The organism is Halomonas rhizosphaerae, from assembly GCF_030012485.1.
Lineage (GTDB): Bacteria > Pseudomonadota > Gammaproteobacteria > Pseudomonadales > Halomonadaceae > Halomonas > Halomonas rhizosphaerae.
This window is the reverse complement of the sequence record NZ_JASCQQ010000018.1, coordinates 45587-71167: the sequence shown is the minus strand read 5'-3', so window position 1 is coordinate 71167 and position 25581 is coordinate 45587. Positions and strand designations below refer to the sequence as shown.

The window sequence follows — 25581 nt, the reverse complement described above, 5'->3', positions numbered from 1 at the left end:
GGCGGCACCCTGGCCGAGCACCTGGCCCGGGAGGAGAACGACATCACGGTGGTGGACACCGACGGCGAGCGCCTGCGCGAGCTGCATACCCGCCTGGACATCCGCACGGTCTCCGGGGCCGGCTCCTACCCCATGGTGCTTCGCCAGGCCGGCTGCGAGGACGCCGACATGCTGATCGCAGTGACCAACTCTGACGAGGTCAACATGATCGCCTGCCAGGTGGCCCACACCCTGTTCCGCACGCCGACCAAGATCGCCCGGGTGCGTGCCACCGCCTACCTGACCCGCAAGGGCCTGTTCGCCCACGAGGCGGTGCCCATCGACGTGCTGATCAGCCCCGAGCAGGTGGTCACCGACCATATCCGCCGGCTGATCGAGCATCCCGGCGCCCTGCAGGTGCTGGAGTTCGCCGGCGGCCTGGTGCAGCTGGTGGCGGTGAAGGCCTTCTACGGCGGCCCGCTGGTCGGCCAGGAGCTGGGCTTCCTGCGCCGCCACATGCCCAGCGTCGACACCCGGGTGGCGGCCATCTACCGCCAGAACCGGCCGATCATTCCCCGCGGCGACACCGTGATCGAGGCCGACGACGAGGTGTTCTTCATCGCCGCCCGGCGCGACATCCGCGCGGTGATGAGCGAGCTGCGCCGCCTCGACCGCGACTTCCGCCGGGTGATGATCGCCGGCGGCGGCAACATCGGCGAGCGCCTGGCCGAGCACCTGGAGCACAGCCACCAGGTCAAGATCATCGAGCACAACCTCGAGCGCTGCACCCAGCTCTCCGAACGCCTCGACCGCACCGTGGTGCTGCACGGCAGCGCCACCGCCAAGCGGCTGCTGGAGGAGGAGAACATCGAGGAGTGCGACATCTTCTGTGCGCTGACCAACGACGACGAGGTCAACATCATGTCGTCGATGCTGGCCAAGCGCATGGGCGCCAAGAAGGTGCTGACGCTGATCAACAACGCCGCCTATGTCGACCTGGTGCAGGGCGGCGAGATCGACATCGCCATCTCGCCCCAGCAGGCCACCATCGGCAGCCTGCTGACCCACGTGCGGCGCGGCGACATCGTCAACGTCCACTCGCTGCGCCGCGGCGCGGCCGAGGCCATCGAGGCCATCGCCCACGGCGACACCCAGTCGTCCAAGGTGGTGGGGCGCGCCATCGGCGAGATCGACCTGCCCCAGGGCACCACCATCGGCGCCGTGGTACGCGGCAAGGAGGTGCTGATCGCCCATGACGACGTGGTGGTGGAGTCCGGTGACCACGTCATCCTGTTCGTGATCGACAAGCGCCGGCTGCGCGACGTGGAGCGGCTCTTCCAGGTCGGGTTGACGTTCTTCTGATGGCCTGTCACGTGACCACCGGCGACCCGAGGAGGGCCGCCCGATGAGCCTGCGCATGATCCTGCGCATCCTGGGCCTGCTGCTGATGATGTTCAGCCTGACCATGGTGCCGCCTATCCTGATCTCGCTGCTGTTCGCCGACGGCATGTGGGAGGCCTTCGCGGTGGCCATCGCCATCACCGTGGCCACCGGGGCGGTGATGTACCTGCCCAACCGCCATGCCCGCAAGGAGCTGCGCACCCGCGACGGCTTCCTGATCGCGGCGCTCTTCTGGAGCGTGCTGGGGCTGTTCGGCGCGCTGCCGCTGATGCTCACCGGTGACACGGCCCTGGCCCCGACCGACGCCGTCTTCGAGTCCTTCTCGGGCCTGACCACCACCGGCGCCACGGTGATCACCGGCATCGACTTCCTGCCCAAGGCGGTCCTCTACTACCGCCAGCAGCTGCAGTGGCTGGGCGGCATGGGGATCGTGGTATTGGCCGTCGCCATCCTGCCGACCCTGGGGGTCGGCGGCATGGCCCTCTACCGCACCGAGATCCCGGGGCCGCTGAAGGACTCCAAGCTCACCCCGCGCATCACCGAGACGGCCAAGGCGCTATGGTACATCTACGCCAGCCTGACCCTGGCCTGCATGCTGGCCTACATGGCGGCCGGCATGGACTGGTTCGACGCCCTGGGCCATAGCTTCTCCACCGTGGCCATCGGCGGCTTCTCCACCTACGACGCCAGCATCGGCCACTTCGACAGCGCACTGGTCGAGATGATCTGCGTGTTCTTCCTGATCGTCTCGGCGGTGAGCTTCAGCCTTCACTTCCTGGCCTGGCGCCAGCGCAGCGTGACGCACTACTTCCAGGACCCCGAGGCGCGGTTCCTGCTGCTCTTCCTGCTCGGCCTGACCGTGATCACGGTGCTCTCGCTCTGGCTGACCGACACCTACGGCACCGAACTGGGGCTGCGTCACGGCCTGTTCGAGGTGGTCTCGGTGGCCACCACCGCCGGCTTCGCCGTGGCGGACTTCTCCACCTGGCCCGGCGCCCTGCCCTTCCTGCTGTTCGTCGCGGCCTTCGTCGGCGGCTGCTCGGGATCGACCGGCGGTGGCATGAAGGTCATCCGCATCATCCTGATCCTCAAGCAGGGCATGCGTGAGGTGATGCGCCTGATCCACCCCAATGCGGTGATCACGGTGAAGATCGGCAAGGTCAGCGTGCCGGACGGCATCGCCCAGGCGGTGTGGGGCTTCTTCTCCGTCTACGTGATGCTGTTCTTCCTGATGCTGGTGGGCGTGATGGCCACCGGCGTCGACCAGGTCACCGCCTGGTCCACGGTGGGGTCGGCGCTCAACAACCTGGGCCCGGCGCTGGGCGAGGCCTCCGCCCACTACGGCGACCTGCCGGACCTGGCCAAGTGGATCCTGGTGGTGGCCATGCTGCTCGGCCGCCTGGAGATCTTCACCGTGCTGGTGCTGTTCACCCCCGCATTCTGGCGCAAGTGAATGATCGAAGGCCGCGCCGAGCCTCGTGCGGATTGGCCGGGCCTCGTCCTTCATGGATAATCGCCCTTTCACTCCTACTGCCCGAGCGTCCATGACCGACTCCCAGGATTCCGTGATCACCGCCCGCCAGGACGACACCACCAGCGGCCCCCGCCGCGTCCTGCAGGTGGGCGAGACCCGCTACACCCTGCTGGGCACGGCCCATGTCTCCGCCGAGAGCGCCGCGGACGTGCGTGCGCTGATCCGCTCCGGCGAGTTCGATGCCGTGGCCATCGAGCTGTGCGACTCGCGCCACCACAGCCTCACCAACCCCGATGCCCTGGGCGAACAGGACCTGTTCCAGATCTTCCGCCAGGGCAAGGCCGGCATGGTGGCCGCCAGCCTGGCGCTGGGGGCCTTCCAGCAGCGCGTGGCCGAGCAGTCGGGCATCGAGCCCGGTGCCGAGATGCGGGCCGCCCTGGAGGAGAGCCGTGACGCCGGCCTGCCGCTGCTGCTGATCGACCGCGACGTGGGCATCACCCTCAAGCGCATCTACCACAATGTGCCCTGGTGGCAACGCTTCTCGCTGTTCTCGGGGCTGCTCGGCAGCGTGCTGTCGCGCCAGCAGGTCTCCGCCGAGGAGATCGAGCGACTCAAGGAGGGCGACGTCCTGGAGTCCACCTTCAGCGAGTTCGCCGCCGAATCGGAGTCTCTCTTCATCCCGCTGATCAGCGAACGGGACCGCTACATGGTCCTGCGCCTGGCCCAGGACGCCGGTCCCGGACGCTATCGCCACGTGCTGGTGGTGATCGGCGCCGGCCACATGAAGGGCATGGCCGAGCAGCTGGAACAGCCGCTGCCCGCCGACCCCGCGCCGGAGCGCGAGCGCCTCGAGGCCACCCCGCCGCCGTCGCGCCTGTGGCGGGCGCTGCCCTGGTTGGTCACGCTGCTGGTGCTGACCGGCTTCGCCATCGGCTTCTCGCGCAATACCGAGCTGGGCTGGCAGCTGGTGGGGGAGTGGTTCCTGATCAACGGCGTGCTCTCGGGGGCGGCCACCCTGGCGGCCCTCGCCCATCCGGTCACGGTGGCGGCAACCTTCTTCGCCGCCCCGCTCACCTCGCTCAACCCCACCATCGGCGCCGGCTTCGTCGCCGCCGGGGTGGAGCTGTGGATGCGCAAGCCCAAGGTGCGGGACTTCTCGACCCTGCGCCACGACGTCACCGAGCTCAAGGGCTGGTGGCGCAACCGGGTATCGCGCACCCTGCTGGTCTTCCTGACGGCTACCCTCGGCTCCGCTGCCGGGACCTGGATCGCCGGCTTCCGCATCGCCGGGGCCCTGTTCGGCGGCTGACCGCCCGATGGGCGCCCGCCGTCATCGCGCCAGAACGCGCGCGCGGGGTGATGGCGGACATCGGCATGAGACACGCTGAGCCCCGGCATGAGAGAAAGCATATCCCGCGCCCTGTCCCTCTGACCTATGTTCAAGGCAGCTGCAATGGTGGCGCCCCATTGGGCGCCATCGTTGCAGTCCTGTACGACCACCAAACTTGGCAAGCATCCGGAAGAAGGCCTCCGGATGAACAGGGGGAGCGAGGACATGAAAACGGCCATTGCATCCATGGCGCTGGTCGGCCTTTTGCTGGGTGCCTCCTCGGCATCTGCGGAGTCCGATGACATCCAGCAGCTGGCAGAGGAGAAGCAGTGCCTGAGCTGCCACGCCCGGGACGATGACACCCCGCGGGCGCCGGGCTTCAACAGCATCGCCGCAAAGTACGCGGGGGGAGAGATGAGGGGCTACCTGGTCGAGGTCGTGATGACGGGGGGCGAGGATCACTGGGGGTCGGCGACCATGCCGGACGCCGACGAGCGTGTCGAGGTGAGCGAGGAGGAGGCCGGGCAGCTGGTCGACTGGATCCTGAGCAAGCACGAGGAGTGAGGCCGACGCCCGCCACGCGGTCGCCCCAGCGGGAAAGGACGCAGGCTTAGCGGCCGGCCTTGGCCAGCAGACGCCGCATCGCCGCCGTCGGTGCCTCGAGCTTCTCGTGGCGCCGACTGGCGGCGTAGCTGTCGTTGAAGGCATCGAAATAGTCATCGAGCACCTCGGCAGCCCCCGTGTCTCCGCCCTGGCGCAACAGCTCGATGGCGACCTCGGCGGTACAGAGGTGGGCGGCGGAGGCCGGCTTGCGCAGCCGATAGCGGGTGAGCCGCTCGGTGGCCAGGGGCAGCACCGGCAGGCGGTCGAGGTAGGGGCTCTTGCGGAAGATCCGCCGTGCCTGCCGCCAGGTCCCATCGAGGATGATAAAGACCGGGGTCCTGTTCGCGACCTGTTCCGACCTGACCCGCGCCATGCCCACCACCCGATCGGCATAGTCCGGCTGGTCGTCGGGGAAGATCACGAAGGGCGCGTAGCGGTTATCCTCGAGCAGCGCCAGCAGTCGCTCGTCGGGTGCCGTACGGTACCAGGTGAAGACCTCGGTGTCGGGCAGAACGTCCCCGATGAGCCGCCCGGTGTTGGTGGGCTTGTGCTGCTCCAGGGGGTGGGTAAGCAGCCATACCCTCGCCTCGCTCGTGGCGGTGACCCGGTAGGGGCAGAGGCAGTTGAGCACCGGCAGGTTGCAGCCCGCGCAGCGGGAGACGAAGCTGCCCCGTGCCTTGAACTCGCGGCGCGGGGGCCGCGGATGACCGGTCGCGGGGTCGCGATCGATGAGGGCGTCGTGGAAGGTGTCGTCCTGCATGTGTGCCATGGTCCCGGAGCCGAAGGGGCCGGCATTCTAGCATGCCGCGCCTGTCACGCCTCACGCAGGAGCGTCTCCGGCAGCCAGAGCCGTCCCTCACGCTTCCAGTGGCGTACCAGCGCCGGCACCCCCTTCCCGGCCGACTGGCAGAGACGGGTGACGCCCGGCGGGGCAAGGACATCGGCCTCGGGGTCGACCAGCACGCAGGGGGCGTCCAGGGGCGCATGATCGAGCAGCGAGGCCGCCGGCATCACGGCAAGCGACGTCCCCACCACCAGCAGCAGATCGGCCTGGGCGGCGATCTCGCAGGCGTCCGCGAAGTGCGGCACGCTCTCACCGAACCACACCACGTCCGGACGCAGCTGGCTGCCCTTGTCGCAGATATCCCCCAGGCGGATGCCCCCGCGGGGCAGCGGGTAGTGCATGCGCGGGTCGACCGAGGAGCGCGCCTTGAGGATCTCGCCATGCAGGTGCAGCACGTGGCGCGACCCGGCGCGCTCGTGCAGGTCATCGATGTTCTGGGTGATGATGCTGACCCGGAAGCCCTGCTTCTCCAGCGCCGCAAGGGCCTTGTGGGCGGCGTTGGGGCGGGCCCGGCGTACCTGGTCGCGGCGCTGATCGTAGAAGCGCAGCACCCGCTCGGGATCCTGCCGCCAGGCCTGGGGCGTGGCGACCTCCTCGACGGGGTGATCCGCCCACAGGCCATCGCTGGCGCGGAAGGTCTGGATACCGCTCTCGGCGCTGATCCCGGCACCGGTGAAGACCACCAGGTGGGGGCATCTCGGGTCACCCATGGGGCCGCCTCCTGCTTGCTGTGCCTGTCGCGCCTCGCTCAGTAGGTCAGGCCATTGTCGTCGTCACCGGCGAAGCGCCGCTTGTTGCGATAGGGATAGACGTCGATGACCCGGCCGTCGAGGATCGCCTGCTGCAGCCCCTTCCAGTAGTCGGCATCGAACAGCTCCGGGTGGAGTTGATAGCAGAGCTTGCGCAGCCTGACATCGGCGAACAGGAAGGGACCGAATTCCTCGGGGAAAATATCATTGGGCCCCACCGAGTACCAGGGCTCGTCGGCCAGCTCCTGCTCGGGATAGAGCGGTTCAGGGATATGCCGGAAGTTGCACTCGGTGAGGTAGCACACCTCGTCGTAGTCGTAGAAGACCACCCGGCCATGGCGGGTCACCCCGAAATTCTTGAGCAGCATGTCGCCGGGGAAGATGTTGGCCGCGGCCATCTGCTTGATGGCGTTGCCGTAATCCTTGAGCACCGCCCTTGTCTCCGCCTCGTCGCACTGCTCCAGGTAGAGGTTGAGCGGGGTCATCATGCGCTCGGTGTAGCAGTGCTTGATGATCACCTTGTCGCCGCGCAGGTAGACGGTCGAAGGGGCCACCTCCAGCAGGTGCGCCAGGCAGTCGGGATCGAAGTGGTCCTGGCGGGCGATGAAGTTCGAGAACTCCTGGGTATCGGCCATGCGCCCCACCCGGTCGTGGCGCTTGACCAGACGATACTTCTCGCGCACGTTCTCGCGGCTCATTGCCTTGGAGGGGTCGAAGCGGTCCTTGATGATCTTGAACACGGTGCGGAAGGAGGGCAGCACGAAGACCGCCATGACCATGCCACGCACCCCCGGGGCGATGATGAACTTGTCCTCGCGCCGGGCTACCTGGTGGTTGAGGGCGCGGAAGAACTCGGTCTTGCCGTGCTTGAAGAAGCCGATGGCGGCATACAGCTCGCCCTGGGGCTTGTCGGGCATCAGCTCCTGAAGGTAATGCACGAACTCGCTGGGCACCACCACCTTGACCTGGAAGTAGGCGCGGGTGAAGGAGAAGATGATCGATACCTCGTCGGGCTCGATCAGCACGGTATCCAGGTGCAGCCCCTCGCCCTCCTCATGCAGTACCGGCAGCACCAGCGGCACCTGCTGGCCGCCGCCCAGCACCCGGCCGACCAGGTAGGCGCCCTTGTTGCGGTAGAAGACGCTCTTGATCAGTTCGATCTCGGCCTCGGGATCCTCGAGGATGGCGCCGGGCAGCAGCCGCTGGAGTACCTCGCTGCCCAGGGCCACATCCCGCTCCAGGTCGACGAAGGGCGTCTCGAAGCGTGCCTCGCTCAGGGCCCAGCGCAGTCCCCCCGCCCAGTCGCCGTCCACCCGCTGGTGGCGGCAAAGCTCGAGGCCGGAGTGGTGCGCCGCCCGCTCCCGGGAGCTGTACACGAACATCCAGTCGTTGCGGATGTGCCGGTGATGGAAGAGCGAGCAGAACATCGAGTTGAAGAAGGTCTCGGCCAGTTCGTAGTCCAGCCGCTGGTCGATCAGCTCGGCATAGTGCCGCCGGGCCTCCCCCCAGCACTCGCAGTGGGTCAGCAGGTCATCGTCGAAGGTACGTCTCAGCCGTGCCAGCGTCTCCTGCACCTTCTCGTCATAGAGGTCGATGCGTTCCGCCGAGGCCTGCTGGGCCTCACGCCAGGCGGCATCCCGGAAACGGCGGCTGGCATCCGCGGTGATCTGCTTGAAGCGCGAACGGTACTCGTCGAAGCCATGCAGCACGGTGGCGGCGAGATGATAGGCGGGCGAATGCTTCATGATCGGGCTCCAGGCAGCGAGACGCCCAGCATGACGACTTGTGCACCGCAAGGCGAGCCGACCAAGGTGGCGTTCACCAGGCCTGCCATCGGCCTCATTCGCCCTCGCCCAGGGCCAGCACATGCACCAGCGCACGCCACAGGCCCCAGCCGTCCCGCCACCCGGGCGACACCGCCACATGCTGCAGCGCTCCGGCCTCGAAGAGACGCGCCTGACCCGGCGGCAGCGCATCGTGCAGGCGTCGGCTGTGGCTGAACGGGATCACCCGGTCCTGCGGGCCGTGGATCAGTACCAGCCTGGCTTGCAGGCTGTCGAGCGAGCGCCGCGAGGGGTCCAGCGCCTCGAGCTCCCCCACCAGCGATGACGGCAGCCTGCCGATCAGCGCCTCCACGCGACCCGGGTCCTGGTTGGTCACCAGATCAAAGAGCGCCCGGCCCGACGTCCCCAGCCGGCGGGCCTCCCCGGCCACCGGCGCCTCGGGGTCCTCCAGCCGGCGCCGGGCGATGGTCTCCAGCAGCGCTCGGTCCCGTTCATCATCCAGCCAGTGCAACTGGCTCAGCAGCACGGCCCAGCGCGCCTCCCGCTGCGGTGGGGGTACCGCCCGGCCTGCCCCCCCGCGGTCCTCGCCGGTGGTCACATAGCGCAGCATGTCCGTCATGTCGTAGTAGCCGCCCACGGCCACCACGAAGCTCACCGCCGAGGCCACCTCCTCGTCCATGGCGGCGATCAGCGTCGGTCCCACGGCGAAGCTGACCGCCGCCACCGCCGTGTGCGACGGCGCCCCGGGCGCCGACCGGGTGGCATGGCGGATGGCATCGACGATCGCCTCCACCTCGCGAGTACTGATGGAGTAGTCTCGCAATCCGTCGAGTTCCGGCACCATCACCCTGAAGCCTACCCGGCCGAGGGTCTTCGCCAGCGCCACCAGGCGCGGGTCGCGACGGCCCTGTTCGGTGAAGCCGTGCACCAGGATCAGCGACCCCCGGCTGGGCACCCGGGGGTGGTAGAGATCCGCCTGATAGGCGCGGCCCTGGCGCACATAGTGGAGCCCCTCCCGGCGGGGCGGCTCGGTACGACGCTTCAGCCGGCTCTCCCCGCTGCCCGCCGACAGGTCACCCAGCACCAGCAGGGCCTGGTGGTGGCGTTCCAGGCTGGCACATCCCGACAGCAGGACGGGCAGCAGGCTCAGCGCCATCAGCAGGGTCCCCAGGCGTAGACGCGTTCTCATGTCGACCAGACTAGCTTCCATGTCGACCTCCCGCCGGACTTTCGCGGTCGCGACGGGGCACGGACGAGATGACAGCACGCCACCGGCCGGCGACAATGGCGCCCCTTGCCCCCGTGACGGTGCCCCGATGACGCCATCGCTGAGCCTTCTCCATCAGGATGACCACCTGGTCGCCGTGCACAAGCCGGCCGGCCTGCTGGTGCATCGCAGCCCGCTTGCCCGCGGCGAGCGCGAGTTCCTGCTGCAACGGCTCCGCGACCAGCTCGGTCGTCGGGTCTACCCGGTCCACCGCCTGGATCGCCCGACCTCCGGGGTAATCGTCTTCGCCCTCGACCCCGAGACCGCCGCGGCCCTCCAGGCGGCCTTCGCCGCTCGCCGGGTGGAGAAGCGCTACCTGGCGGTGGTGCGGGGCATCGGCCCGCACCAGGAGCGGCTGGACTACCCGCTGCGCGAGGAGGAGGGTCGCCGCCCCAAGGCCGAGATGCCGGCGATGGAGGCGGTGACCGAGGTCCGCCGGCTCGATAGCGTCGAGCTGCCCGTGCAGGTGGATCGCTACCCCCGGAGTCGCTACTCGCTGATCGAGGCACGGCCGCAGACCGGTCGCCGCCATCAGATCCGCCGCCACCTCTCCCGGCGTGGCTACCCGATCATCGGCGATGCCAAGCACGGCAAGGGCAACCATAACCGCTTCTTCGCCGAGCGCCTGGAATGCCCGCGCCTGCTGCTGGCGGCGGTGGGCCTGGCCTTCGACCACCCGGCGAACGGCCGACGTCTCGACCTCTGCTGCCCCCTGGATGCCTGCATGACGACGCTCTTCGAGCGCTTCGGCTGGACGGGCCACCTGCCGGCGCCGCCCCGACGCCACGACCGCCCGAGCGAGATGCCATGACCGATTCCGCTATCTCCACTGCCCCCACCGCTGTCCCGGACGACTACGATGCCCGTTTCGGCGGCATCCGCCGCCTCTATGGCCGACGTGCTGCCGAGCGCTTCCGCCGCGCCCACGTGGTGGTGGTGGGCGTGGGCGGCGTGGGCAGCTGGACGGTGGAGGCCCTGGCGCGCTCCGGCATCGGCAAGCTGACGCTGATCGACCTCGACGACGTCTGTGTCTCCAACGTCAACCGCCAGCTGCACGCCCTGGATGGCACCATCGGCCGCCCCAAGGTGGAGGTGCTGGCCGAACGCTGCCGGGCCATCCAGCCGGGCATCGAGGTGGTGGCCGACACCGCCTTCGTCACGCCCGCCAACCTGGCCAAGCGTATCCCCACCGATGCCGACCAGCTGGTGGACGCCATCGACAGCGTGGTCGCCAAGGCGGCGCTGATCGCCTGGTGCAAGCGTCGCAAGCTGCCGATCGTGGTGACCGGTGCCGCCGGCGGCCAGACCGACCCGACCCGCATCCGGGTGGCCGACCTGACACGCACCGAGCACGACCCGCTACTCGCCAAGGTGCGCGCCCGGCTGCGTCGCGACTTCGGCTTTTCCCGCAATCCGAAGCGACGCTTCTCGGTGGAGTGCGTCTACTCGGACGAGCAACTGGTCTACCCCGGCAGCGACGGCGAGGTGTGCTTCCAGAAGCCCGCCGACGGCGAGGCCACCCGACTCGACTGCGCCTCGGGCTTCGGGGCGGCGTCCTTCGTTACGGGCAGCTTCGGCTTCACCGCCGCCTCCCGGGTGCTGGCCCGGCTGGCGAAACAGGCCCGTGACACACCCTGACACCGCGGTTCAGACCATGCCCTCGAGACCATGACCTTGTGACCCAGGAGCAGCCCCATGGAACATCACTCTCCTCGCCCCGGCATCTACCGCCACTACAAGGGCCCGCTCTACGAGGTGCTGGGCGTCGCCCGACACAGCGAGACCGAGGAGCCGCTGGTGGTCTATCGCGCCCTCTACGGCGACTACGGCCTCTGGGCGCGCCCGCTGGACATGTTCCTGGAGACCGTCGAGGTCCAGGGCGAGCCAGTGCCACGCTTTGCCCTGGAGAAGGCGCTCCCCTGACGCATGAGCGCCCCGTGGCCTAGCCACGGGGCGCTCATCTGGGCAGGGGGCGGTGAGATTTGCGCGTTACTCCTCGCCGGCTTCCTGCATCTGCGTCTGCATGTAGTTCTCGATGCCGACCTTGTCGATCAGGCCGAGCTCGGTCTCGATATGGTCGATATGCTCTTCCTCGTCGGCGAGGATGTCCCGGAAGAGGTCACGGCTGACGTAGTCCTTGACCTGCTCGCAGTAGGTGATGGCCTCGATGTAGTCGTTGCGGCCCTCGTGCTCGATCTTCAGGTCGCACTCGAGCATCTCGCGCACGTTCTCGCCGATGTTCAGCTTGCCGAGGTCCTGGAGGTTGGGAATACCCTCGAGGAAGAGGATGCGCTCGATCAGCTTGTCGGCGTGCTGCATCTCCTCGATGGACTCGTCGTACTCCCACTTGGCCAGCGCTTTCAGGCCCCAGTCCTTGTACATCTTGGCATGCAGGAAGTACTGGTTGATGGCCACCAGCTCGTTGCCGAGCGCGGTGTTCAGGTGTTCGATGACCTTGCTGTCGCCTTTCATCTCATTACCTCGATCAGGGTTGTCAGGGGGCTAGCTGCCAGCTTGGCACGGCCACCAGAGCCTGGCCAGCCCGCACCCCCACAGTCTAGGCAATGCTATAGATAACTCAATCGAATCATGGACTTGTTAAGGCAAAGACGAACGATAGCGATTGCCATCAGACGGCGTAGGCGAGCCCCTGGGCCGCCGCGCTCAACTCATCCCTGATCGCCTCGCGGGTGATGTCCTTGCCGGTGCAGGCGCACTTGCCGCACTGGGTCCCGCAACCCGTCACCTGCTGGACCTCACGCCAGCTCCGCGCCCCGTCCTCGACGGCATGGCGGATCCGGTGGTCGGTCACGTTCTTGCAGAGACACACGTACATGTCATCACCTCACGCTGGTCATGAAGTAAATGTAAATGATTCGCATGGGTAATCGCAAGCGGATCCCGCAAAAACCTGACCGAGGTCAGGCCTGGCGCATCACGCCCCCTCAACGGCGCTTGGGAAGGACCACCACCCGGGTGCCGGAGGCGATGTCCGGCCAGCTGCGTTTCTCGCCGTCGACGAGGATCCAAAGGTACCCCAGGCCGAAGGCGGCCAGCGAGATGCCGGCCACCAGGAAACGCTGCAGCGCCTGGAGACCCGTGATCGAGCAGCCGTCGAGGGTCTGCACCCGCAGCCGCCAGGCCTGCATGCCCAGGGTCATGCCGCCACGGGTCCAGAAGAAGGCAAAGAAGGCGAAGGCACTGACCGCCAGCAGCAGGCGCAGCGAAAGCACCTGGGCGAGCCCCGTGCCCACCTGCTCCGCCGGCACTTCCAGCACCAGCCGCACCACGGCCAGATGCGCCGAGACCATCACGATCCAGATCGCCAGCACCAGCAGGCCATCATAGAGCATGGCGCCCAACCGCCGGCCGAGGCCAGCCGGCCACACATCGTCGAGTTGGTCGAAACGTCGTTGCATCAATCCCTCGGCTCAGCCTGTACGGCGCAATAGATAGAACCCCAGCCCGGCACACAGCAGGGTCGGTGCCAGCACCGCCCAGGCCGGGGAGAAGCCGAACACCGTGGAAGCCGGACCCAGCAGGTCCTGAAGGTACTTGAAGACCAGGCCGGTGATCACCCCGTAGAAGACCCGGGTACCGGCGGCCACGGTGCGCAGCGGGCCGAACACGAAGGAGGCGGCCACCAGCACCAGCGACGCCATGGTCAGCGGCATCAGCATCTTCTGCCAGAAATAGAGCAGCGGCTGGGTCGCCAGCTGGCCCTGATCGCGCAGGTAGCGGGCATAAGCCCACAGTTCGCTGGGTGCCTGGCTCTCCACGTCACGCAGCAGCCGGTTGAGCTGGGCCGGCGTCATGGCGGTCTCCCAGCCCAGGGTGTCATGGCGCTCGACCTCGGTGCGCGCCTCGAGAAAGCGGGTCACCGCCACATCCTCCAGTTCCCAGCGGTCATCGCGCCACACCGCTCGCCGGGCGCTCGTCGCCTCGCGCAGGGCCTTGTCCTCGAATCGGTAGCGGGTCAGGTCAAGCACGGTGTCATCGGCACGGATGGCACCGAAGCGATAGAAGCTGTCTCCCTCGCGCTGCCAGCCGCCGCGTTCGGTGAGCACCGCGCCCTCGCCCTGCATCTGCTCGAGGCGCCAGGCACTGGCGAACTGTTCGGTGCGCGGGCTGACGAACTCGGCGATGGCGAGCACGATCAGGACCACCAGGATAATGGGCTTCATCACGCCCCAGAGGATCCGTACCAGCGAGCGCCCGGCGGCGCGCATCACCGTCAGCTCATTGCTCGAGGCCATGCTGCCAAGGCCAATCAACGCCCCGATCAGTACCCCCACCGGCGCGTACTGGAAGAAGCGCCAGGGCAGCCGCATCAACAGGTAGAGCAGCACCTGGAAGGCGCCATAGTCGCCCTCCACGTCGCCGAGGTCGTTGATGTAGGTGATCACCAGGTCCAGGCCCAGCAGCACCACCTGCACCACGACGATGGCGCCCAGCACGTTGCGGGCGATATAGCGATCGAGCCGGTCGGTGATCATCCGCTCATTCCCTTGTGCTGGGCCCGGGCCATCATCGCCAGGCCGATGGCCAGGAAGCCGCCATGGATCGGCCACATCCCCACCGCCACCGGCCAGCTGCCCCGGCCGATGGCGTCCAGGGCCGCCAGCAGCAGGCTGAGATAGGCCACGTAGAGAAAGATGGCCGGCAGCAGCTTGGCGAAGCGCCCCTGGCGCGGATTGACCCGGGAGAGCGGCATGGCCAGCAGGGTCAGGATGAAGACCATCAGCGGCAGGCCCAGCCGCCACTGCAGCTGGGCCCGCGCCGGCAGGGCGTCATCGGCGAACAGCGTGGGGGTGGTGGCGTACTCGGGCGCATCGAGCTCGGGGCTCTCGGCCGCCCCCGAGAGGCGCACCGCATAGGTGCCGAACTCCAGGCGCTCGGCCTCGGCCCGCCCGGGGTCGACGCTGTAGCGCTCGCCGTCGGCGAGCACCAGGAAGCGGCTGCCGGTCTCCGGGTCGACGGTCTGGTAGCCGGATTCGGCCCGGGTCACCACGCTCTCCGGGGTGCCGTCGCCGCGCGACTGTCGCTCGCTGATGAAGACCTCCTGCATCCGGCGCTGGTTCTCGTTCATGGCCTGGGTGTAGGCCGTGCGTCCGCCACCGAAGTCCTGGAAACGCCCCGGCGCCAGGGCGGAAAAGTCGAGCTGGCTGCGCTGCTCCTCGAGCAGCACCTCGTTGTGCAGGGCCCCGGCCGGCGTCAGCCAGAGGCTGCACGCCCCCACCAGGATCGCCACCACAGTCGCGGGCACCAGGCTGACCTGCAGCAGGCGGTTGGGGCTGGTGCCGCAGGCCACCAGCACGGTGATCTCGCTGTTGAGATAGAGCTGGCCATAGGCCAGCAGGATGCCCAGGAAGAACGCCAGCGGCAGGATCAGCTCGAGGAATCCCGGAAGGTGGAAGAGCATCAGGGTGCCGAGGATGCTCGCCGGGATCTCCCCTTCGGCGGCATTGGAGAAGTAGCGGATGAAGCGACTGCCCATGATCACCAGCAGCAGAACGCCGGCCACGGCGGCCATGGTCAGCAGGATCTCGCGGGTCAGGTAACGGAATATGATCAACGCTGTCTCCTGGCCCGGCACCCCGCGGGGCCCGGCCATCTTCCATGCAATGACGCCTTGCCTTGGGTACACTGGGATGACTCGGCAACGTGCCGGCATTATCCAGAATCCCCCATCGCTTGTCTTGTGGAGACACCATGGAATTCCCCGTTCAGACGGCCAATCCCGCCAAGGCCGAGACGGCCTGCCTCGTGGTACCGGTGTTCAAGGATGGCGAGCTGCTGCCCGCTGCCGCCAAGCTCGACGATGTCAGCGAGCGGCTGATCGGCCAGCTGATCGAGCGCGGTGATTTCGATGCCAAGCTGGGCAATGTGCTGATGGTCCCCTTCGCCCCGGGGCTCAATGCCGACCGCCTGATGCTGGTGGGCCTCGGCGAGCGCGAAAGGTGCCGGGAAGGCGCCTTCCGCAAGGCGCTCGATGCCGCCTTCACCGCCCTGGCAGCGCTGCCCGTCGAGGACGTCGCCGTGGCCTTCACCGACGTGCCGGTGCCCGAGCGCGCCTGCGACTGGAAGGCCCGCATGGTGGCCGAGGCCGCCCATCGCGCCGTCTACCGTTTCGATACGTTCAAGTCCGAGAAGGCCCCCGCACCGCAGCTCGCCCGCGTCACCCTGCTGGTCAGCGAGCAGGGCGATGCCGACGCGGCCCGCCAGGGCGGGCGCATCGGCGACGCGATCGGCCAGGGGGTGGCCACCACCCGCACCCTGGGCAACTTGCCCGGTAACATCTGCACCCCGAGCTACCTGGCCGAGCAGGCCGAGGCGCTTGGCCAGGGCTCCGGCGGGGCGCTCTCCGTGGAGATCCTCGACGAGGAGGCCCTGGAACGCCTGGGCGCCCACAGCCTGCTCTCCGTCGGCCGCGGCAGCGAGCAGCCCTCGAGGCTGATCGTCATGACGTACCAGGGCGCCGAGGACCCCGACGAGTCGCCCCACGTGCTGGTCGGCAAGGGCATCACCTTCGACACCGGCGGCATCTCGCTGAAGCCGGGCGAGGCCATGGACGAGATGAAGTTCGACATGTGCGGGGCGGCCAGCGTGTTCGGCACCGTCACCGCGGTGCTGGCCATCCGGCCGAAGATCAATCTGGTGGCCATCGTCGCCGCCGCCGAGAACATGCCAGACGGCCGTGCCACCAAGCCCGGCGACATCATCAGGACCCTCAAGGGACTCTCCGTGGAGGTGCTCAACACCGACGCCGAGGGCCGCCTGGTGCTGTGCGACGCCCTGACCTACGCCGAGCGCTTCGAGCCGGCAAGCGTAGTGGACATCGCCACCCTCACCGGCGCCGCCATCATCGCCCTGGGCCACCATGCCACCGGCCTGCTCGCCAACGACGACGACCTGGCGCTGGACCTGCTGGATGCCGGCGAGACCGCCTGGGACCGCGCCTGGCACCTGCCGCTGTGGGACGAGTACCAGGAGCAGCTCGACTCCAACTTCGCCGACCTGGCGAACATCGGCGGCCGCCCGGCGGGCACCATCACCGCCGCCTGCTTCCTCTCCCGCTTCGCCGACAAGTTCCCGTGGGCGCACCTGGACATCGCCGGCACGGCCTGGACCTCCGGCAAGGAGAAGGGCGCCAGCGGCCGCCCGGTGGGACTGCTGACCCAGTACCTGCTGGACCGCGAGACCGATAACGAGGTCGAGATCACCGACGACTGATTTCGCGCCCGGCAGGGTTGCCTTTTTGCGGTGGTGACCTTTTCATGTGGGATGTCGACTTCCATGCACCGGGCCCTCGCCGGCCCGGTAACCTGTTTCGTGCCGCGGGCGCCCGGATGCGCCCCGCCAGTAGCGGAGACCTCTTGCCGTGTCCCTTGAACGCTTTTCCGTGAGCCCCTCCACCCGCCCCACCGCGGAAACGATCCGCAATGACATCCTCGACAACCCAGGCTTCGGTCGCTACTTCACCGACCATATGGCCCATGTCCGCTGGACCCTCGATGCCGGCTGGCACGGCCATGAGGTGCGCCCCTATGGCCCCCTGACGCTGGACCCGGCCGCCGCGGTGCTGCACTACGGCCAGGAGATCTTCGAGGGCATCAAGGCCTACCGCCACGCCGACGGCTCGGTCTGGACCTTCCGTCCGGAAAAGAACGCCGAGCGCTTTCGCCGCAGCGCCCGTCGCCTGGCCCTGCCGGAGCTCTCCGACGAGGACTTCATCGACTCGCTCAAGGCCCTGCTCGCCCGGGACCACGCCTGGGTGCCGACCCCGGCCAGCGAGGCCGAAGAATCGAGCCTCTACCTGCGCCCCTTCATGATCGCCAGCGAGACCTTCCTCGGCGTACGCCCGTCCCATGAGGTCGACTACTACGTCATCGCCTCGCCGGCGGCCGCCTACTTTCAGGGCGGCGTGAAGCCGGTATCCATCTGGCTCTCCTCGCACTACAAGCGCGCCGCCCCGGGGGGCACCGGCTACGCCAAGTGCGGCGGCAACTACGCCGCCTCGCTGGCCGCCCAGAAGGAAGCCGCGGCCCATGAATGCAGCCAGGTCGCCTTCCTCGACGCCGCCGAGAACATGTGGGTCGAGGAGCTGGGTGGCATGAACCTGTTCTTCGTGTTCCGCGACGGCCGCATCGTCACCCCCCGCCTCACCGATACCATTCTCGAGGGCGTGACCCGCGACTCGGTGCTGACCCTGGCCAGGGACGAGGGGCTGACCCCGGAGGAGCGCCCGATCAGCATCGAGGAGTGGCGCGAGGGCGCTGCCTCCGGCGAGATCACCGAGATCTTCGCCTGCGGTACCGCCGCGGTGATCACCCCGGTGGGCGAGCTGGTCACCGAGAGTGACCGCATCCGCCTCTCCGCCCAGGGCGACAACGAGGTGGCCAAGCGCCTGCGCACCCGCCTGCTCGACCTGCAGTACGGCCGCAGCGAGGACACCCGCGGCTGGCTGACGCGCCTGGCCTGAGCCACCCGAGTTTACGCCTCCTTCCGCTCAAGGGCGCCGGGGACAGGGCGAAGAGGGGGTCCGATGCCAGGGATGGCATCGGTAGCGCCCAGGGAAGGGTTCACAGCGCCCCCTCGTGCCCTGTCGCCGGATCAGCCCCGCGACGAGTTGCTCTGCGATAACCCATGACCCAAGTTGACTTCTATATCCTCCCCGATACCACGCTCGAGGCCCGGCTGCTCTTCGCCTGCCGGCTGGCCGAGACGATCTATCGCAAGGGCTACCGGCTGCACCTGCATGCCGAGGACGAGGCCATGGCCCGGGAGCTGGACGACCGGCTCTGGACCTTCCGGGACGATGCCTACGTGCCTCACGCACTGGCGGGAAGCGAGACAGCGGACGGCGTGCCGGTGACCATCGGCTGGCAGGACCTGCCGATGGACGGCGAACCGCCCCAGGCGCTGCTCAACCTTCATCCCGGAATCCCCGAATGGTTCTCGCGCTTCGAGCGGGTCGCCGAGATCATCAACCAGCACCAGGACGTGCTCACCGCCAAGCGCGAGTGCTGGCAGACCTACCGAAAGCGCGGCTATCCGGTCACCCCGCACCAGCTCAAGGGCCAGGCGGGCTGACGCCTCCCCCGGCATCACGCTATAATCGGGCCCATTTTTCAGCATCCCCGGCACCCTGGCAGCACCCTCGAGGCGCCCTGCCATGGGTCGGTGCCACCTCCTCGACCCGGAATGCCCATGGACAAGACCTACCAACCCGAGCAGATCGAATCCCGCTGGTACGAGCGCTGGGAAGCCGACAACCGCTTCGCCCCCTCGGGCGAGGGCGAGCCCTACTCCATCATGATTCCGCCGCCCAATGTCACCGGCAGCCTGCACATGGGCCATGCCTTCCAGGACACCATCATGGACACCCTCATCCGCTGGCGGCGCATGCAGGGGCACAACACCCTCTGGCAGGTGGGCACTGACCACGCCGGCATCGCCACCCAGATGCTGGTGGAACGCAAGGTCGCCGCGGAAGAGGGCAAGACCCGCCACGACCTGGGGCGCGAAGCCTTTATCGACAAGGTATGGGAGTGGAAGCAGGAGTCCGGTGGCCATATCACCCGCCAGCTGCGCCGCATGGGGGCGAGCGTCGACTGGTCGCGCGAGCGCTTCACCATGGACGACGGCTTCTACAGGGCGGTGCAGGAAGTCTTCGTGCGCCTCTTCGAGGAGGACCTGGTCTACCGCGGCAAGCGGCTGGTCAACTGGGACCCGACCTTGCATACCGCCATCTCGGACCTCGAGGTCGAGAACCGCGACCAGCAGGGCAGCTTCTGGCACTTCCGCTACCCCCTGGCCGACGGCGTCACCACCGATGACGGCAAGGATTACCTGGTCGTCGCCACCACCCGCCCCGAGACCCTGCTCGGCGACACCGGGGTGGCGGTCAACCCCGAGGATGCGCGCTATGCGTCGCTCATCGGCAAGTTCGTGGAGCTGCCGCTGGTGGGGCGGTGTATCCCGATCGTGGCGGATGAGCATGCCGACATGGAGAAGGGCTCGGGCTGCGTGAAGATCACCCCGGCCCACGACTTCAACGACTACGAGGTGGGCCGCCGCCAGGACCTGCCGCTGATCAACGTCTTCACCCAGGACGCGTCCATCCTCGCCCGCGCCGAGGCCTTCGACATCCAGGGCCGGCCGCTGCCCGATGTCGACCCGACCCTGCCCGAGGCCTATGCCGGCCTGGACCGCTTCGAGGCACGGCAGCGTATCGTCGCCGACATGGACGCCGCCGGCCTGCTCGAGCAGGTGGAGACGGTCAGCAACACCCTGCCCTATGGCGACCGCTCCGGTGACGTCATCGAGCCGCTGCTCACCGACCAGTGGTTCGTGGCCGTGGAGAGCCTGGCCAGGCCCGCCATCGAGGCCGTGGAGAAGGGCGACATCCAGTTCGTGCCGAAGAACTACGAGAACATGTACTTCGCCTGGATGCGCGACCTCCAGGACTGGTGCATCTCCCGACAGCTGTGGTGGGGCCACCGCATTCCCGCCTGGTACGACGCCGAGGGCAACGTCTACGTGGCGAGAAGCGAGCAGGAGGCCCGCGAGACGCATGGCCTTCCCGCCGACCTTGAACTGACCCAGGACGAGGACGTGCTGGACACCTGGTTCAGTTCGGGGCTCTGGACCTTCGGCACCCTGGGCTGGCCGGAAGAGACCCCGGAACTGGCGACCTTCCACCCCTCCAGCGTGCTGGTCACCGGCTTCGACATCATCTTCTTCTGGGTCGCCCGGATGATCATGCTGACCGGCAAGTTCATGGGCGAGGTGCCCTTCAAGCAGGTCTACGTACATGGCCTGGTGCGCGACGGCCAGGGCCAGAAGATGTCCAAGTCCAAGGGCAACGTGCTCGACCCCATCGACCTGATCGACGGCATCGACCTCGAGACCCTGGTGGAGAAGCGCACGGCCAGCCTGTTGCAGCCGCAGAAGGCCAAGGCGATCGCCAAGGCGACCCGTGACGAGTTCCCCGAGGGCATCGAGCCCCACGGCACCGACGCCCTGCGCTTCACCTTCCTCTCCCAGGCCACCACCGGGCGCGACATCAAATTCGACATGGGCCGCCTGGAGGGCTACCGCAACTTCTGCAACAAGCTGTGGAACGCCTCGCGCTACGTGCTGATGAATGCCGAGGGCGAGGACACCGGGCTCTCTCTCGAAGGGCAGTGCAGTGAGCCGGTCGAGTTGTCGCTGGCGGACCGCTGGATCGTCTCGCGCCTGCAGCAGACCGAGGCCCAGGTGACGAAGGCCCTGGAGGAGTTCCGCTTCGACCATGCCTCCCAGGCGCTCTACGACTTCGTCTGGAACGAATACTGCGACTGGTACCTGGAGCTCTCCAAGCCGGTGCTGTGGGACGAGGCTGCCTCCGCGGACGCCAAGCGCGGCACCCGCCGCACCCTGGTCCGCGTGCTGGAGGCGATCCTGCGCCTGGCCCACCCGATGATGCCCTTCATCTCCGAGGAGATCTGGCAGCGCGTCGCCCCGCTGGCCGGCACCTGCCAGGGCGAGGGGGACTCCCTGATGGTCCAGCCCTGGCCCGAGAGTGATGACGGCAAGGTCGATGAGTCGGCGACGCGCGATATCGAGTGGCTCAAGGGCGTGATCGTCGCGGTTCGCAACATCCGCGCCGAGATGAACATCGCCCCGGGCAAGCCGCTGGAGGTACTGCTCACCAAGGGCAGCGCGGAAGACGCCAGGCGGCTGGCGGCCAACCGCCCCTTCCTCGCCAAGCTGGCCAAGCTGGAGCGCGTCGAGTGGCTCGACGACCCCGAGCAGGCCCCGCTCTCGGCCACCCAGCTGGTGGGCGAGATGGAGGTGCTGGTGCCCATGGCCGACCTGATCGACAAGCAGGCCGAGCTCGCCCGCCTGGCCAAGGAGATCGACAAGCAGGACAAGCTGATCGGCGGCATCGAGAAGAAGCTTGGCAACGAGAGCTTCGTCGCCAAGGCCCCCGAGGCGGTGGTCGAGAAGGAGCGCGGCAAGCTAGCGGACTTTAAGGCCTCGCGCCGCCTGCTGGTCGAGCAGCGCGAGAAGATCGCCGCGCTCTGATCGTAATCCACTCCCCCAGCCGCAAGGGCCCGCCACTGGCGGGCCCTTGTCGTTTACGGGTCGGTCGCTATCGGGTCAGTCGACGCGGCGCCAGCCGCCCAGCACCCGCTGGTCGGGCCCGAAGAACACCAGCCGGTCGTGGTCGATCAGGTAGCGGTAGGCGTTTTCCAGCATGCCGGTCACCCGGGCGGCATCCTCGGCCTGGGGGCAGGCGCGACGGGTGGTGGCCAGGTCCGAGAACGCGATGCGGTTGTTCTCGCCCAGCGCGGCCCGGCCGGTCAGCCGATTGCAGCCGTCGCTGCCGCTCACCCGGCCATCGCGGTCGATCACGAAATGGGGGCGCTCCGGCATCTCGAGGCGCTCATTGGTGCCCACCAGCAGCAGGTTCCAGCGCTGGTCGACCACCGGTCCCTCGAGCCGGGCCGCGGGCTCGTCGAGCTGGGGAGCCGGGCGGCTGCTGCAGGCGGCGAGCAGCAGGGCGCCGGCCGCGAGCAGCAGTGTGTTGCGTAACGGTTTGATCATCATGGTATCTTCCTTGAGGCACGAGGCGATTGCCCAGGCGCCAAGCTTGCCCCAGCCGGGGCATCGAGACAATTCCCCACTCCACCGCTCCTTGTTCCCCCATGAGGCCCCGCATGCTTCACGCGCTCCACAACGATGCCCTCGGCAAGCTGATCCTGCGACTCACCGTGGCCGGCCTGCTGCTGCCTCACGGGCTGACCAAGCTGCTCAACCCGGGCAGCCTGACCTGGATCGGCAACACCCTGGCCGGCCAGGGCCTGCCGACCGTGCTCGCCTACGGCGTGCTGGTCGGCGAGGTGGTGGCGCCGCTGATGGCGCTGGTCGGCTGGCGAAGCCGCGTGGCGGGGCTGCTGATGGCCGCCAACATGGTGGCGGCCATCTTCCTGGTGCACATGGGGGAGATCACCGCCTTCAAGGACAACGGCGGCTGGGCCCTGGAGCTGCAGGGCTTCTTCCTGTTCGGCGCCCTGGCGCTGGTCTTCCTGGGCAGTGGACGGATGGCCTGGCGGCCAGATTGACCCTCGACCTTTGACCCACACCGTCGTCATGCTGTTTGCCAAGTTTTCAACGAGGAAGGATAGATTTCCGTCGCGAGCGAAGAGAGGCTGGTCGACGCCGGAGCGCAGCTACCGGAGTGTAGCCTGCTACATGAGGATGGCGACGGTCCGACGCTTCGGCACCGCCGGCTGCCAGCATATCGAGCGCAGCAGGAAATCCGTTCTTCCTCACCAGGTCCCGGTGTTCTCCATCGAGACCCAGGGCTCCTTTGGCTCCCGGGGCTCACCCTTCTGCAGCAGTTCCACCGAGATGCCGTCGGGGCTCCTGACGAAGGCCATGTGGCCGTCCCGGGGCGGACGGTTGATGGTCACACCGTTCGCCTGCAGGTGCTCGCAGAGGGCATAGATGTCGTCCACGCGGTAGGCCAGGTGGCCGAAGTTGCGCCCCCCGCCATACTCCTCGGGATCCCAGTTCCAGGTCAGCTCCAGCTCCGGCGCCTTGAGCTCGGCGGAACGGGCCTCGTCCTCCGGGGCCGCCAGGAAGACCAGGGTGAAGCGGCCCTTCTCGCTCTCCTTGCGACGCACCTCGGTCAGGCCGAGCAGGTCACAGTAGAAGTGCAGCGAGGCGTCGAGGTCGCTGACGCGCACCATGGTATGCAAGTACTGCATGGCCAACTCCTTGTCGTTTACAGCGAAACTATCTAGCGGAACGGGGCTTTACTGGCGACAAGCCTTTCCGGAGGCGCTGTGAATACCTCCCTGTACGCTACCGACGCCATCCCTGGCGTAGGACCTCCTCCAAGGCTTGTCCCCAGCGCCCCTCTCTATCGCTGGGTCAGTTCGGATCAGTGAGTGTACTCGCTGAAGATCTCCGGCGTGCGATCGTCATGCCGCCAGCCCAGCACCGCGTAGTCGTCCTGGCGACCCGTTTCCATGCCGGGGGAGCCATGGGGCATGCCCGGCACCGCCAGGCCCGCCAGGTCGGGGCGCTCGTCCAGCAGGCGACGGATATCGGCGGCCGGCACATGGCCCTCGATCACGTAGCCGTCCACCACCGCGGTGTGGCAGGAGGCGAGCTCGGGCGAGACGCCGTGCTCGATCTTCACCGCCCGCATGTCACGGGTCTCGTGCTGTGTGACCTCGAAGCCCTCGGCCTCCAGGTGCTCGGCCCAGGCGGTGCAGCAGCCACAGTTCGGGTCCTTGTGCATCTCCACCACGGGCGTCTCGGCCCAGGCGGGGATGGCGATGGCGGCCAGCAGGGCGCCGGCGAGGGTCAGGCGTAGCGGTGATGTCATGATGGGCACTCCCCGGTATAAGGTATCGGCACGATTGTCGGCCATCTCCCGGCCCCCCTGCCACCCCGGAGCGACAGCATGAGCCATTACTGCGACCTGGCCCCCGGGCATCCGTTCCACGGGCCCTATCACGACCACGAATACGGCTTCCCGGTGGACGACGACGCGACCCTCTTCGAGCGCCTGGTGCTGGAGATCAACCAGGCGGGGCTCTCCTGGCTTACCGTGCTGAAGAAGCGCGAGGCCTTCCGGGCCGCCTTCGAGGGCTTCGACATCGACCGCATCGCCGGCTATGGCGACGCCGAGCGGTCGCGGCTGCTGGCCGATGCCGGCATCATCCGCAACCGTCTCAAGGTCGATGCCGTGATTCACAATGCCGGGGTGGTGCAGGCGCTGCAGGCCGAGCACGGCAGCCTGCGCGCCTGGCTCGACCACCACCATCCGCTGGACCATGCGGCCTGGGTGCGCCTCTTCCGGCGCACCTTCCGCTTCACCGGCCCGGAGATCGTGGGCGAGTTGCTGATGAGCACCGGCTACCTGCCGGGCGCCCACCGCGACGACTGCCCGGTGCAGGCACGCATCCTGGCCGCCTCACCGCCCTGGGCACGGCCTGACTGAGCGCCGCCCGGGGGAACCCCCGGCATACCCGGGCGTCACAGGAAAGGCTTACCGCTGACCAAGGATCTCCTGATGGACTCGATTACCCAGGCCGCACTGGGCGCGGCAATCGGCGGCACCGTGCTCGGCCGGCGGCTGGGCCGCAAGGCGGTCCTCCTCGGCGCGGCCCTCGGCACCCTGCCCGACCTGGACGTGGTCATCGATTACGGCGATGCCGTGGCCAACGTCACCGAGCACCGCGGCTTTTCCCACTCGCTGTTCGTGCTGGCGGGGCTGGCCACCGCCCTGGCCCTGCTCTCGGCGCGCCTTGCCCCGGCCCGGGACATCTCCCTGCGCCGCTGGGGGCTCTTCTTCGGGCTCATCCTGCTGACCCACCCGCTGCTCGACGCCCTGACCACCTACGGCACCCAGCTCTGGTGGCCGCTGGAGGTGCGTCCCGCAGCCTGGCCCGTCGTATTCATCATCGACCCGCTCTACAGCCTGCCGCTGCTGGCTGGCGTGGGGGTGGCGCTGGCCACCGGCAGGGCGCAACGGGCACCCCGCTGGGGGCTGGCCCTCTCCTGCGCCTACCTGGTGTTCGCGGTCGGGGCCAAGCAGCTGGTCGAGGCGCGCATCGCCCCGGTGCTGGCCGAGCAGGGCCTGCAGCAGGCGCCGCGACTCGTCCAGCCGACACCCTTCAATACCCTGCTGTGGCGGGTCACGGTGGCCGACGGCGAGCACCACCACGAGGCCCTGGTGGGCGTGTTCGACGGTGACCGCTCCCCGGCGCTGGAGACCTATGCCCGCGGCGCCGACCTGGAGGCCACGGCACTCGACAGCGCACGCGGCCGGCGCCTCGACTGGTTCGCCGGGCCCTTCCTGCGCTACGAGACCCGCCAGCGAGACGGTGTCGAGACCCTGGTCGCCACCGACCTGCGGCTCGGCTTTCCGGGCTTCCACCCCTTCGCCTTCACCCTGGCCACCCGCGACGACGGCGACTGGCAGCCGGTCGAGGTCTCCGAGCAGCTGCCCTCCCCTTCCCGCGGCAACCGGGATGCCCTCTCCCGGCTGGGATCCCGCATCCTCACTCCGGAGCCAGGGCTGTGCACCAGCGACTTCGTGTCCCGTCAGTGGCTGGTCGGCACGCCCGGCCAGTGCTGACGACCG

The 25581-nt window shown here is 68.2% G+C and carries 26 protein-coding genes; 14 read left to right on the top strand and 12 right to left on the bottom strand.

Translation table 11 applies throughout. The features are described 5' to 3' along the window. From trkA to QLQ86_RS09170, 4 genes are all read left to right on the top strand, one after another. Positions 1-1341, top strand: a 1341-nt coding sequence (trkA, locus tag QLQ86_RS09185) for a Trk system potassium transporter TrkA (RefSeq protein ID WP_282816685.1), incomplete at its 5' end; no start/stop codon positions are given. Positions 1342-1384: 43 nt separating this feature from the next. Continuing rightward, positions 1385-2833, top strand: coding sequence for a TrkH family potassium uptake protein (locus QLQ86_RS09180; protein WP_282816684.1), 1449 nt, complete (start codon positions 1385-1387; stop codon positions 2831-2833). A gap of 91 nt (positions 2834-2924) precedes the next feature. Beyond that, positions 2925-4163: a TraB/GumN family protein gene (locus QLQ86_RS09175; RefSeq protein ID WP_282736326.1), complete on the top strand. Its 1239-nt coding sequence runs from the start codon at positions 2925-2927 to the stop codon at positions 4161-4163. Between the two features lie 246 nt (positions 4164-4409). Then, positions 4410-4748, top strand: a complete 339-nt coding sequence (locus QLQ86_RS09170) for a c-type cytochrome (RefSeq protein ID WP_282816683.1) — start codon at positions 4410-4412, stop codon at positions 4746-4748. A 46-nt stretch (positions 4749-4794) separates the two neighbouring features. Here QLQ86_RS09170 and QLQ86_RS09165 read toward each other — a convergent pair whose 3' ends face one another. The 4 genes from QLQ86_RS09165 to QLQ86_RS09150 form a co-directional block, all read right to left on the bottom strand. After that, positions 4795-5547, bottom strand: coding sequence for a tRNA-uridine aminocarboxypropyltransferase (locus tag QLQ86_RS09165; RefSeq protein WP_282816682.1), 753 nt, complete (start codon positions 5545-5547; stop codon positions 4795-4797). A gap of 53 nt (positions 5548-5600) precedes the next feature. Next, entirely contained in the window at positions 5601-6341 is a 741-nt protein-coding gene (locus tag QLQ86_RS09160) for an SIR2 family NAD-dependent protein deacylase (RefSeq protein WP_282736329.1), read from the bottom strand. A gap of 38 nt (positions 6342-6379) precedes the next feature. Continuing rightward, positions 6380-8125, bottom strand: coding sequence for a bifunctional isocitrate dehydrogenase kinase/phosphatase (aceK, locus tag QLQ86_RS09155; protein ID WP_282816681.1), 1746 nt, complete (start codon positions 8123-8125; stop codon positions 6380-6382). Positions 8126-8219: 94 nt separating this feature from the next. Continuing rightward, positions 8220-9374, bottom strand: coding sequence for an alpha/beta hydrolase (locus QLQ86_RS09150; RefSeq protein ID WP_282816680.1), 1155 nt, complete (start codon positions 9372-9374; stop codon positions 8220-8222). Positions 9375-9480: 106 nt separating this feature from the next. Here QLQ86_RS09150 and QLQ86_RS09145 point away from each other — a divergent pair, with 106 nt between their 5' ends. The 3 genes from QLQ86_RS09145 to QLQ86_RS09135 are packed head-to-tail and all read left to right on the top strand — an operon-like array spanning position 9481 to position 11354. Continuing rightward, positions 9481-10242: a pseudouridine synthase gene (locus QLQ86_RS09145; protein ID WP_282736332.1), complete on the top strand. Its 762-nt coding sequence runs from the start codon at positions 9481-9483 to the stop codon at positions 10240-10242. Continuing rightward, complete coding sequence (gene tcdA, locus QLQ86_RS09140) at positions 10239-11069, top strand: tRNA cyclic N6-threonylcarbamoyladenosine(37) synthase TcdA (RefSeq protein WP_282816679.1); 831 nt, start codon at positions 10239-10241, stop codon at positions 11067-11069. The genes QLQ86_RS09145 and tcdA overlap by 4 nt, the downstream gene beginning before the upstream one ends. Before the next feature lie 57 nt (positions 11070-11126). Continuing rightward, positions 11127-11354 (top strand): DUF1653 domain-containing protein, encoded by a 228-nt coding sequence (locus QLQ86_RS09135; protein ID WP_282816678.1) that lies wholly within the window; start codon positions 11127-11129, stop codon positions 11352-11354. 66 nt (positions 11355-11420) lie between these two features. Here QLQ86_RS09135 and bfr read toward each other — a convergent pair whose 3' ends face one another. The 5 genes from bfr to lptF form a co-directional block, all read right to left on the bottom strand. Continuing rightward, positions 11421-11903, bottom strand: a complete 483-nt coding sequence (gene bfr, locus QLQ86_RS09130; RefSeq protein ID WP_282816677.1) for a bacterioferritin — start codon at positions 11901-11903, stop codon at positions 11421-11423. A gap of 157 nt (positions 11904-12060) precedes the next feature. After that, positions 12061-12267, bottom strand: coding sequence for a (2Fe-2S)-binding protein (locus tag QLQ86_RS09125; protein ID WP_282736336.1), 207 nt, complete (start codon positions 12265-12267; stop codon positions 12061-12063). Between the two features lie 109 nt (positions 12268-12376). Next, positions 12377-12850 (bottom strand): RDD family protein, encoded by a 474-nt coding sequence (locus QLQ86_RS09120; protein ID WP_282816676.1) that lies wholly within the window; start codon positions 12848-12850, stop codon positions 12377-12379. Positions 12851-12862: 12 nt separating this feature from the next. After that, the gene (lptG, locus tag QLQ86_RS09115; protein ID WP_282816675.1) at positions 12863-13927 is read right to left on the bottom strand and encodes an LPS export ABC transporter permease LptG; all 1065 of its coding nucleotides are present in this window, start codon (positions 13925-13927) and stop codon (positions 12863-12865) included. Continuing rightward, the gene (lptF, locus tag QLQ86_RS09110) at positions 13924-15006 is read right to left on the bottom strand and encodes an LPS export ABC transporter permease LptF (RefSeq protein ID WP_282736339.1); all 1083 of its coding nucleotides are present in this window, start codon (positions 15004-15006) and stop codon (positions 13924-13926) included. Before lptF ends, lptG begins: the two co-directional genes overlap by 4 nt. Positions 15007-15143: 137 nt before the next feature. Here lptF and QLQ86_RS09105 point away from each other — a divergent pair, with 137 nt between their 5' ends. The 4 genes from QLQ86_RS09105 (at position 15144) to QLQ86_RS09090 (ending at position 21503) form a co-directional block, all read left to right on the top strand. Further along, positions 15144-16664 (top strand): leucyl aminopeptidase, encoded by a 1521-nt coding sequence (locus tag QLQ86_RS09105; protein ID WP_282816674.1) that lies wholly within the window; start codon positions 15144-15146, stop codon positions 16662-16664. Positions 16665-16812: 148 nt separating this feature from the next. Continuing rightward, positions 16813-17913, top strand: coding sequence for a branched-chain amino acid aminotransferase (locus QLQ86_RS09100; protein WP_282736341.1), 1101 nt, complete (start codon positions 16813-16815; stop codon positions 17911-17913). 164 nt (positions 17914-18077) lie between these two features. Beyond that, complete coding sequence (locus tag QLQ86_RS09095; protein ID WP_282736342.1) at positions 18078-18524, top strand: DNA polymerase III subunit chi; 447 nt, start codon at positions 18078-18080, stop codon at positions 18522-18524. A 117-nt stretch (positions 18525-18641) separates the two neighbouring features. Beyond that, positions 18642-21503, top strand: a complete 2862-nt coding sequence (locus tag QLQ86_RS09090; protein ID WP_282816673.1) for a valine--tRNA ligase — start codon at positions 18642-18644, stop codon at positions 21501-21503. A 75-nt stretch (positions 21504-21578) separates the two neighbouring features. Here QLQ86_RS09090 and QLQ86_RS09085 read toward each other — a convergent pair whose 3' ends face one another. Continuing rightward, complete coding sequence (locus QLQ86_RS09085) at positions 21579-22028, bottom strand: META domain-containing protein (RefSeq protein ID WP_282816672.1); 450 nt, start codon at positions 22026-22028, stop codon at positions 21579-21581. A 110-nt stretch (positions 22029-22138) separates the two neighbouring features. Here QLQ86_RS09085 and QLQ86_RS09080 point away from each other — a divergent pair, with 110 nt between their 5' ends. Next, positions 22139-22543 carry a DoxX family protein gene (locus QLQ86_RS09080; RefSeq protein ID WP_282816671.1) on the top strand — a complete coding sequence of 135 codons (405 nt, stop codon included), beginning with the start codon at positions 22139-22141 and terminating at the stop codon, positions 22541-22543. A 207-nt stretch (positions 22544-22750) separates the two neighbouring features. Here the strand turns inward: QLQ86_RS09080 and QLQ86_RS09075 are convergent, their stop codons facing one another. Beyond that, a complete protein-coding gene (locus tag QLQ86_RS09075) occupies positions 22751-23191 on the bottom strand; it encodes a VOC family protein (protein ID WP_282816670.1) in 441 nt (146 codons plus the stop codon). Positions 23192-23367: 176 nt separating this feature from the next. Further along, positions 23368-23817 carry a DUF411 domain-containing protein gene (locus tag QLQ86_RS09070; protein ID WP_282816669.1) on the bottom strand — a complete coding sequence of 150 codons (450 nt, stop codon included), beginning with the start codon at positions 23815-23817 and terminating at the stop codon, positions 23368-23370. Between the two features lie 78 nt (positions 23818-23895). Here QLQ86_RS09070 and QLQ86_RS09065 point away from each other — a divergent pair, with 78 nt between their 5' ends. Further along, complete coding sequence (locus tag QLQ86_RS09065; protein WP_282736348.1) at positions 23896-24435, top strand: DNA-3-methyladenine glycosylase I; 540 nt, start codon at positions 23896-23898, stop codon at positions 24433-24435. 72 nt (positions 24436-24507) lie between these two features. Further along, positions 24508-25575, top strand: a complete 1068-nt coding sequence (locus tag QLQ86_RS09060) for a metal-dependent hydrolase (protein ID WP_282816668.1) — start codon at positions 24508-24510, stop codon at positions 25573-25575. Positions 25576-25581 lie beyond the last annotated feature (6 nt).

Bases quoted from the DNA above. Each gene is read 5' to 3' on its own strand.
- QLQ86_RS09180 (WP_282816684.1), top strand. From the start codon at position 1,385: ATGAGCCTGCGCATGATCCTGCGCATCCTGGGCCTGCTGCTGATGATG.
- QLQ86_RS09175 (WP_282736326.1), top strand. From the start codon at position 2,925: ATGACCGACTCCCAGGATTCCGTGATCACCGCCCGCCAGGACGACACC.
- QLQ86_RS09170 (WP_282816683.1), top strand. From the start codon at position 4,410: ATGAAAACGGCCATTGCATCCATGGCGCTGGTCGGCCTTTTGCTGGGT.
- QLQ86_RS09165 (WP_282816682.1), bottom strand. From the start codon at position 5,547: ATGCAGGACGACACCTTCCACGACGCCCTCATCGATCGCGACCCCGCG.
- QLQ86_RS09160 (WP_282736329.1), bottom strand. From the start codon at position 6,341: ATGGGTGACCCGAGATGCCCCCACCTGGTGGTCTTCACCGGTGCCGGG.
- aceK (WP_282816681.1), bottom strand. From the start codon at position 8,125: ATGAAGCATTCGCCCGCCTATCATCTCGCCGCCACCGTGCTGCATGGC.
- QLQ86_RS09150 (WP_282816680.1), bottom strand. From the start codon at position 9,374: ATGGAAGCTAGTCTGGTCGACATGAGAACGCGTCTACGCCTGGGGACC.
- QLQ86_RS09145 (WP_282736332.1), top strand. From the start codon at position 9,481: ATGACGCCATCGCTGAGCCTTCTCCATCAGGATGACCACCTGGTCGCC.
- tcdA (WP_282816679.1), top strand. From the start codon at position 10,239: ATGACCGATTCCGCTATCTCCACTGCCCCCACCGCTGTCCCGGACGAC.
- QLQ86_RS09135 (WP_282816678.1), top strand. From the start codon at position 11,127: ATGGAACATCACTCTCCTCGCCCCGGCATCTACCGCCACTACAAGGGC.
- bfr (WP_282816677.1), bottom strand. From the start codon at position 11,903: ATGAAAGGCGACAGCAAGGTCATCGAACACCTGAACACCGCGCTCGGC.
- QLQ86_RS09125 (WP_282736336.1), bottom strand. From the start codon at position 12,267: ATGTACGTGTGTCTCTGCAAGAACGTGACCGACCACCGGATCCGCCAT.
- QLQ86_RS09120 (WP_282816676.1), bottom strand. From the start codon at position 12,850: ATGCAACGACGTTTCGACCAACTCGACGATGTGTGGCCGGCTGGCCTC.
- lptG (WP_282816675.1), bottom strand. From the start codon at position 13,927: ATGATCACCGACCGGCTCGATCGCTATATCGCCCGCAACGTGCTGGGC.
- QLQ86_RS09105 (WP_282816674.1), top strand. From the start codon at position 15,144: ATGGAATTCCCCGTTCAGACGGCCAATCCCGCCAAGGCCGAGACGGCC.
- QLQ86_RS09095 (WP_282736342.1), top strand. From the start codon at position 18,078: ATGACCCAAGTTGACTTCTATATCCTCCCCGATACCACGCTCGAGGCC.
- QLQ86_RS09090 (WP_282816673.1), top strand. From the start codon at position 18,642: ATGGACAAGACCTACCAACCCGAGCAGATCGAATCCCGCTGGTACGAG.
- QLQ86_RS09085 (WP_282816672.1), bottom strand. From the start codon at position 22,028: ATGATGATCAAACCGTTACGCAACACACTGCTGCTCGCGGCCGGCGCC.
- QLQ86_RS09080 (WP_282816671.1), top strand. From the start codon at position 22,139: ATGCTTCACGCGCTCCACAACGATGCCCTCGGCAAGCTGATCCTGCGA.
- QLQ86_RS09075 (WP_282816670.1), bottom strand. From the start codon at position 23,191: ATGCAGTACTTGCATACCATGGTGCGCGTCAGCGACCTCGACGCCTCG.
- QLQ86_RS09070 (WP_282816669.1), bottom strand. From the start codon at position 23,817: ATGACATCACCGCTACGCCTGACCCTCGCCGGCGCCCTGCTGGCCGCC.
- QLQ86_RS09065 (WP_282736348.1), top strand. From the start codon at position 23,896: ATGAGCCATTACTGCGACCTGGCCCCCGGGCATCCGTTCCACGGGCCC.
- QLQ86_RS09060 (WP_282816668.1), top strand. From the start codon at position 24,508: ATGGACTCGATTACCCAGGCCGCACTGGGCGCGGCAATCGGCGGCACC.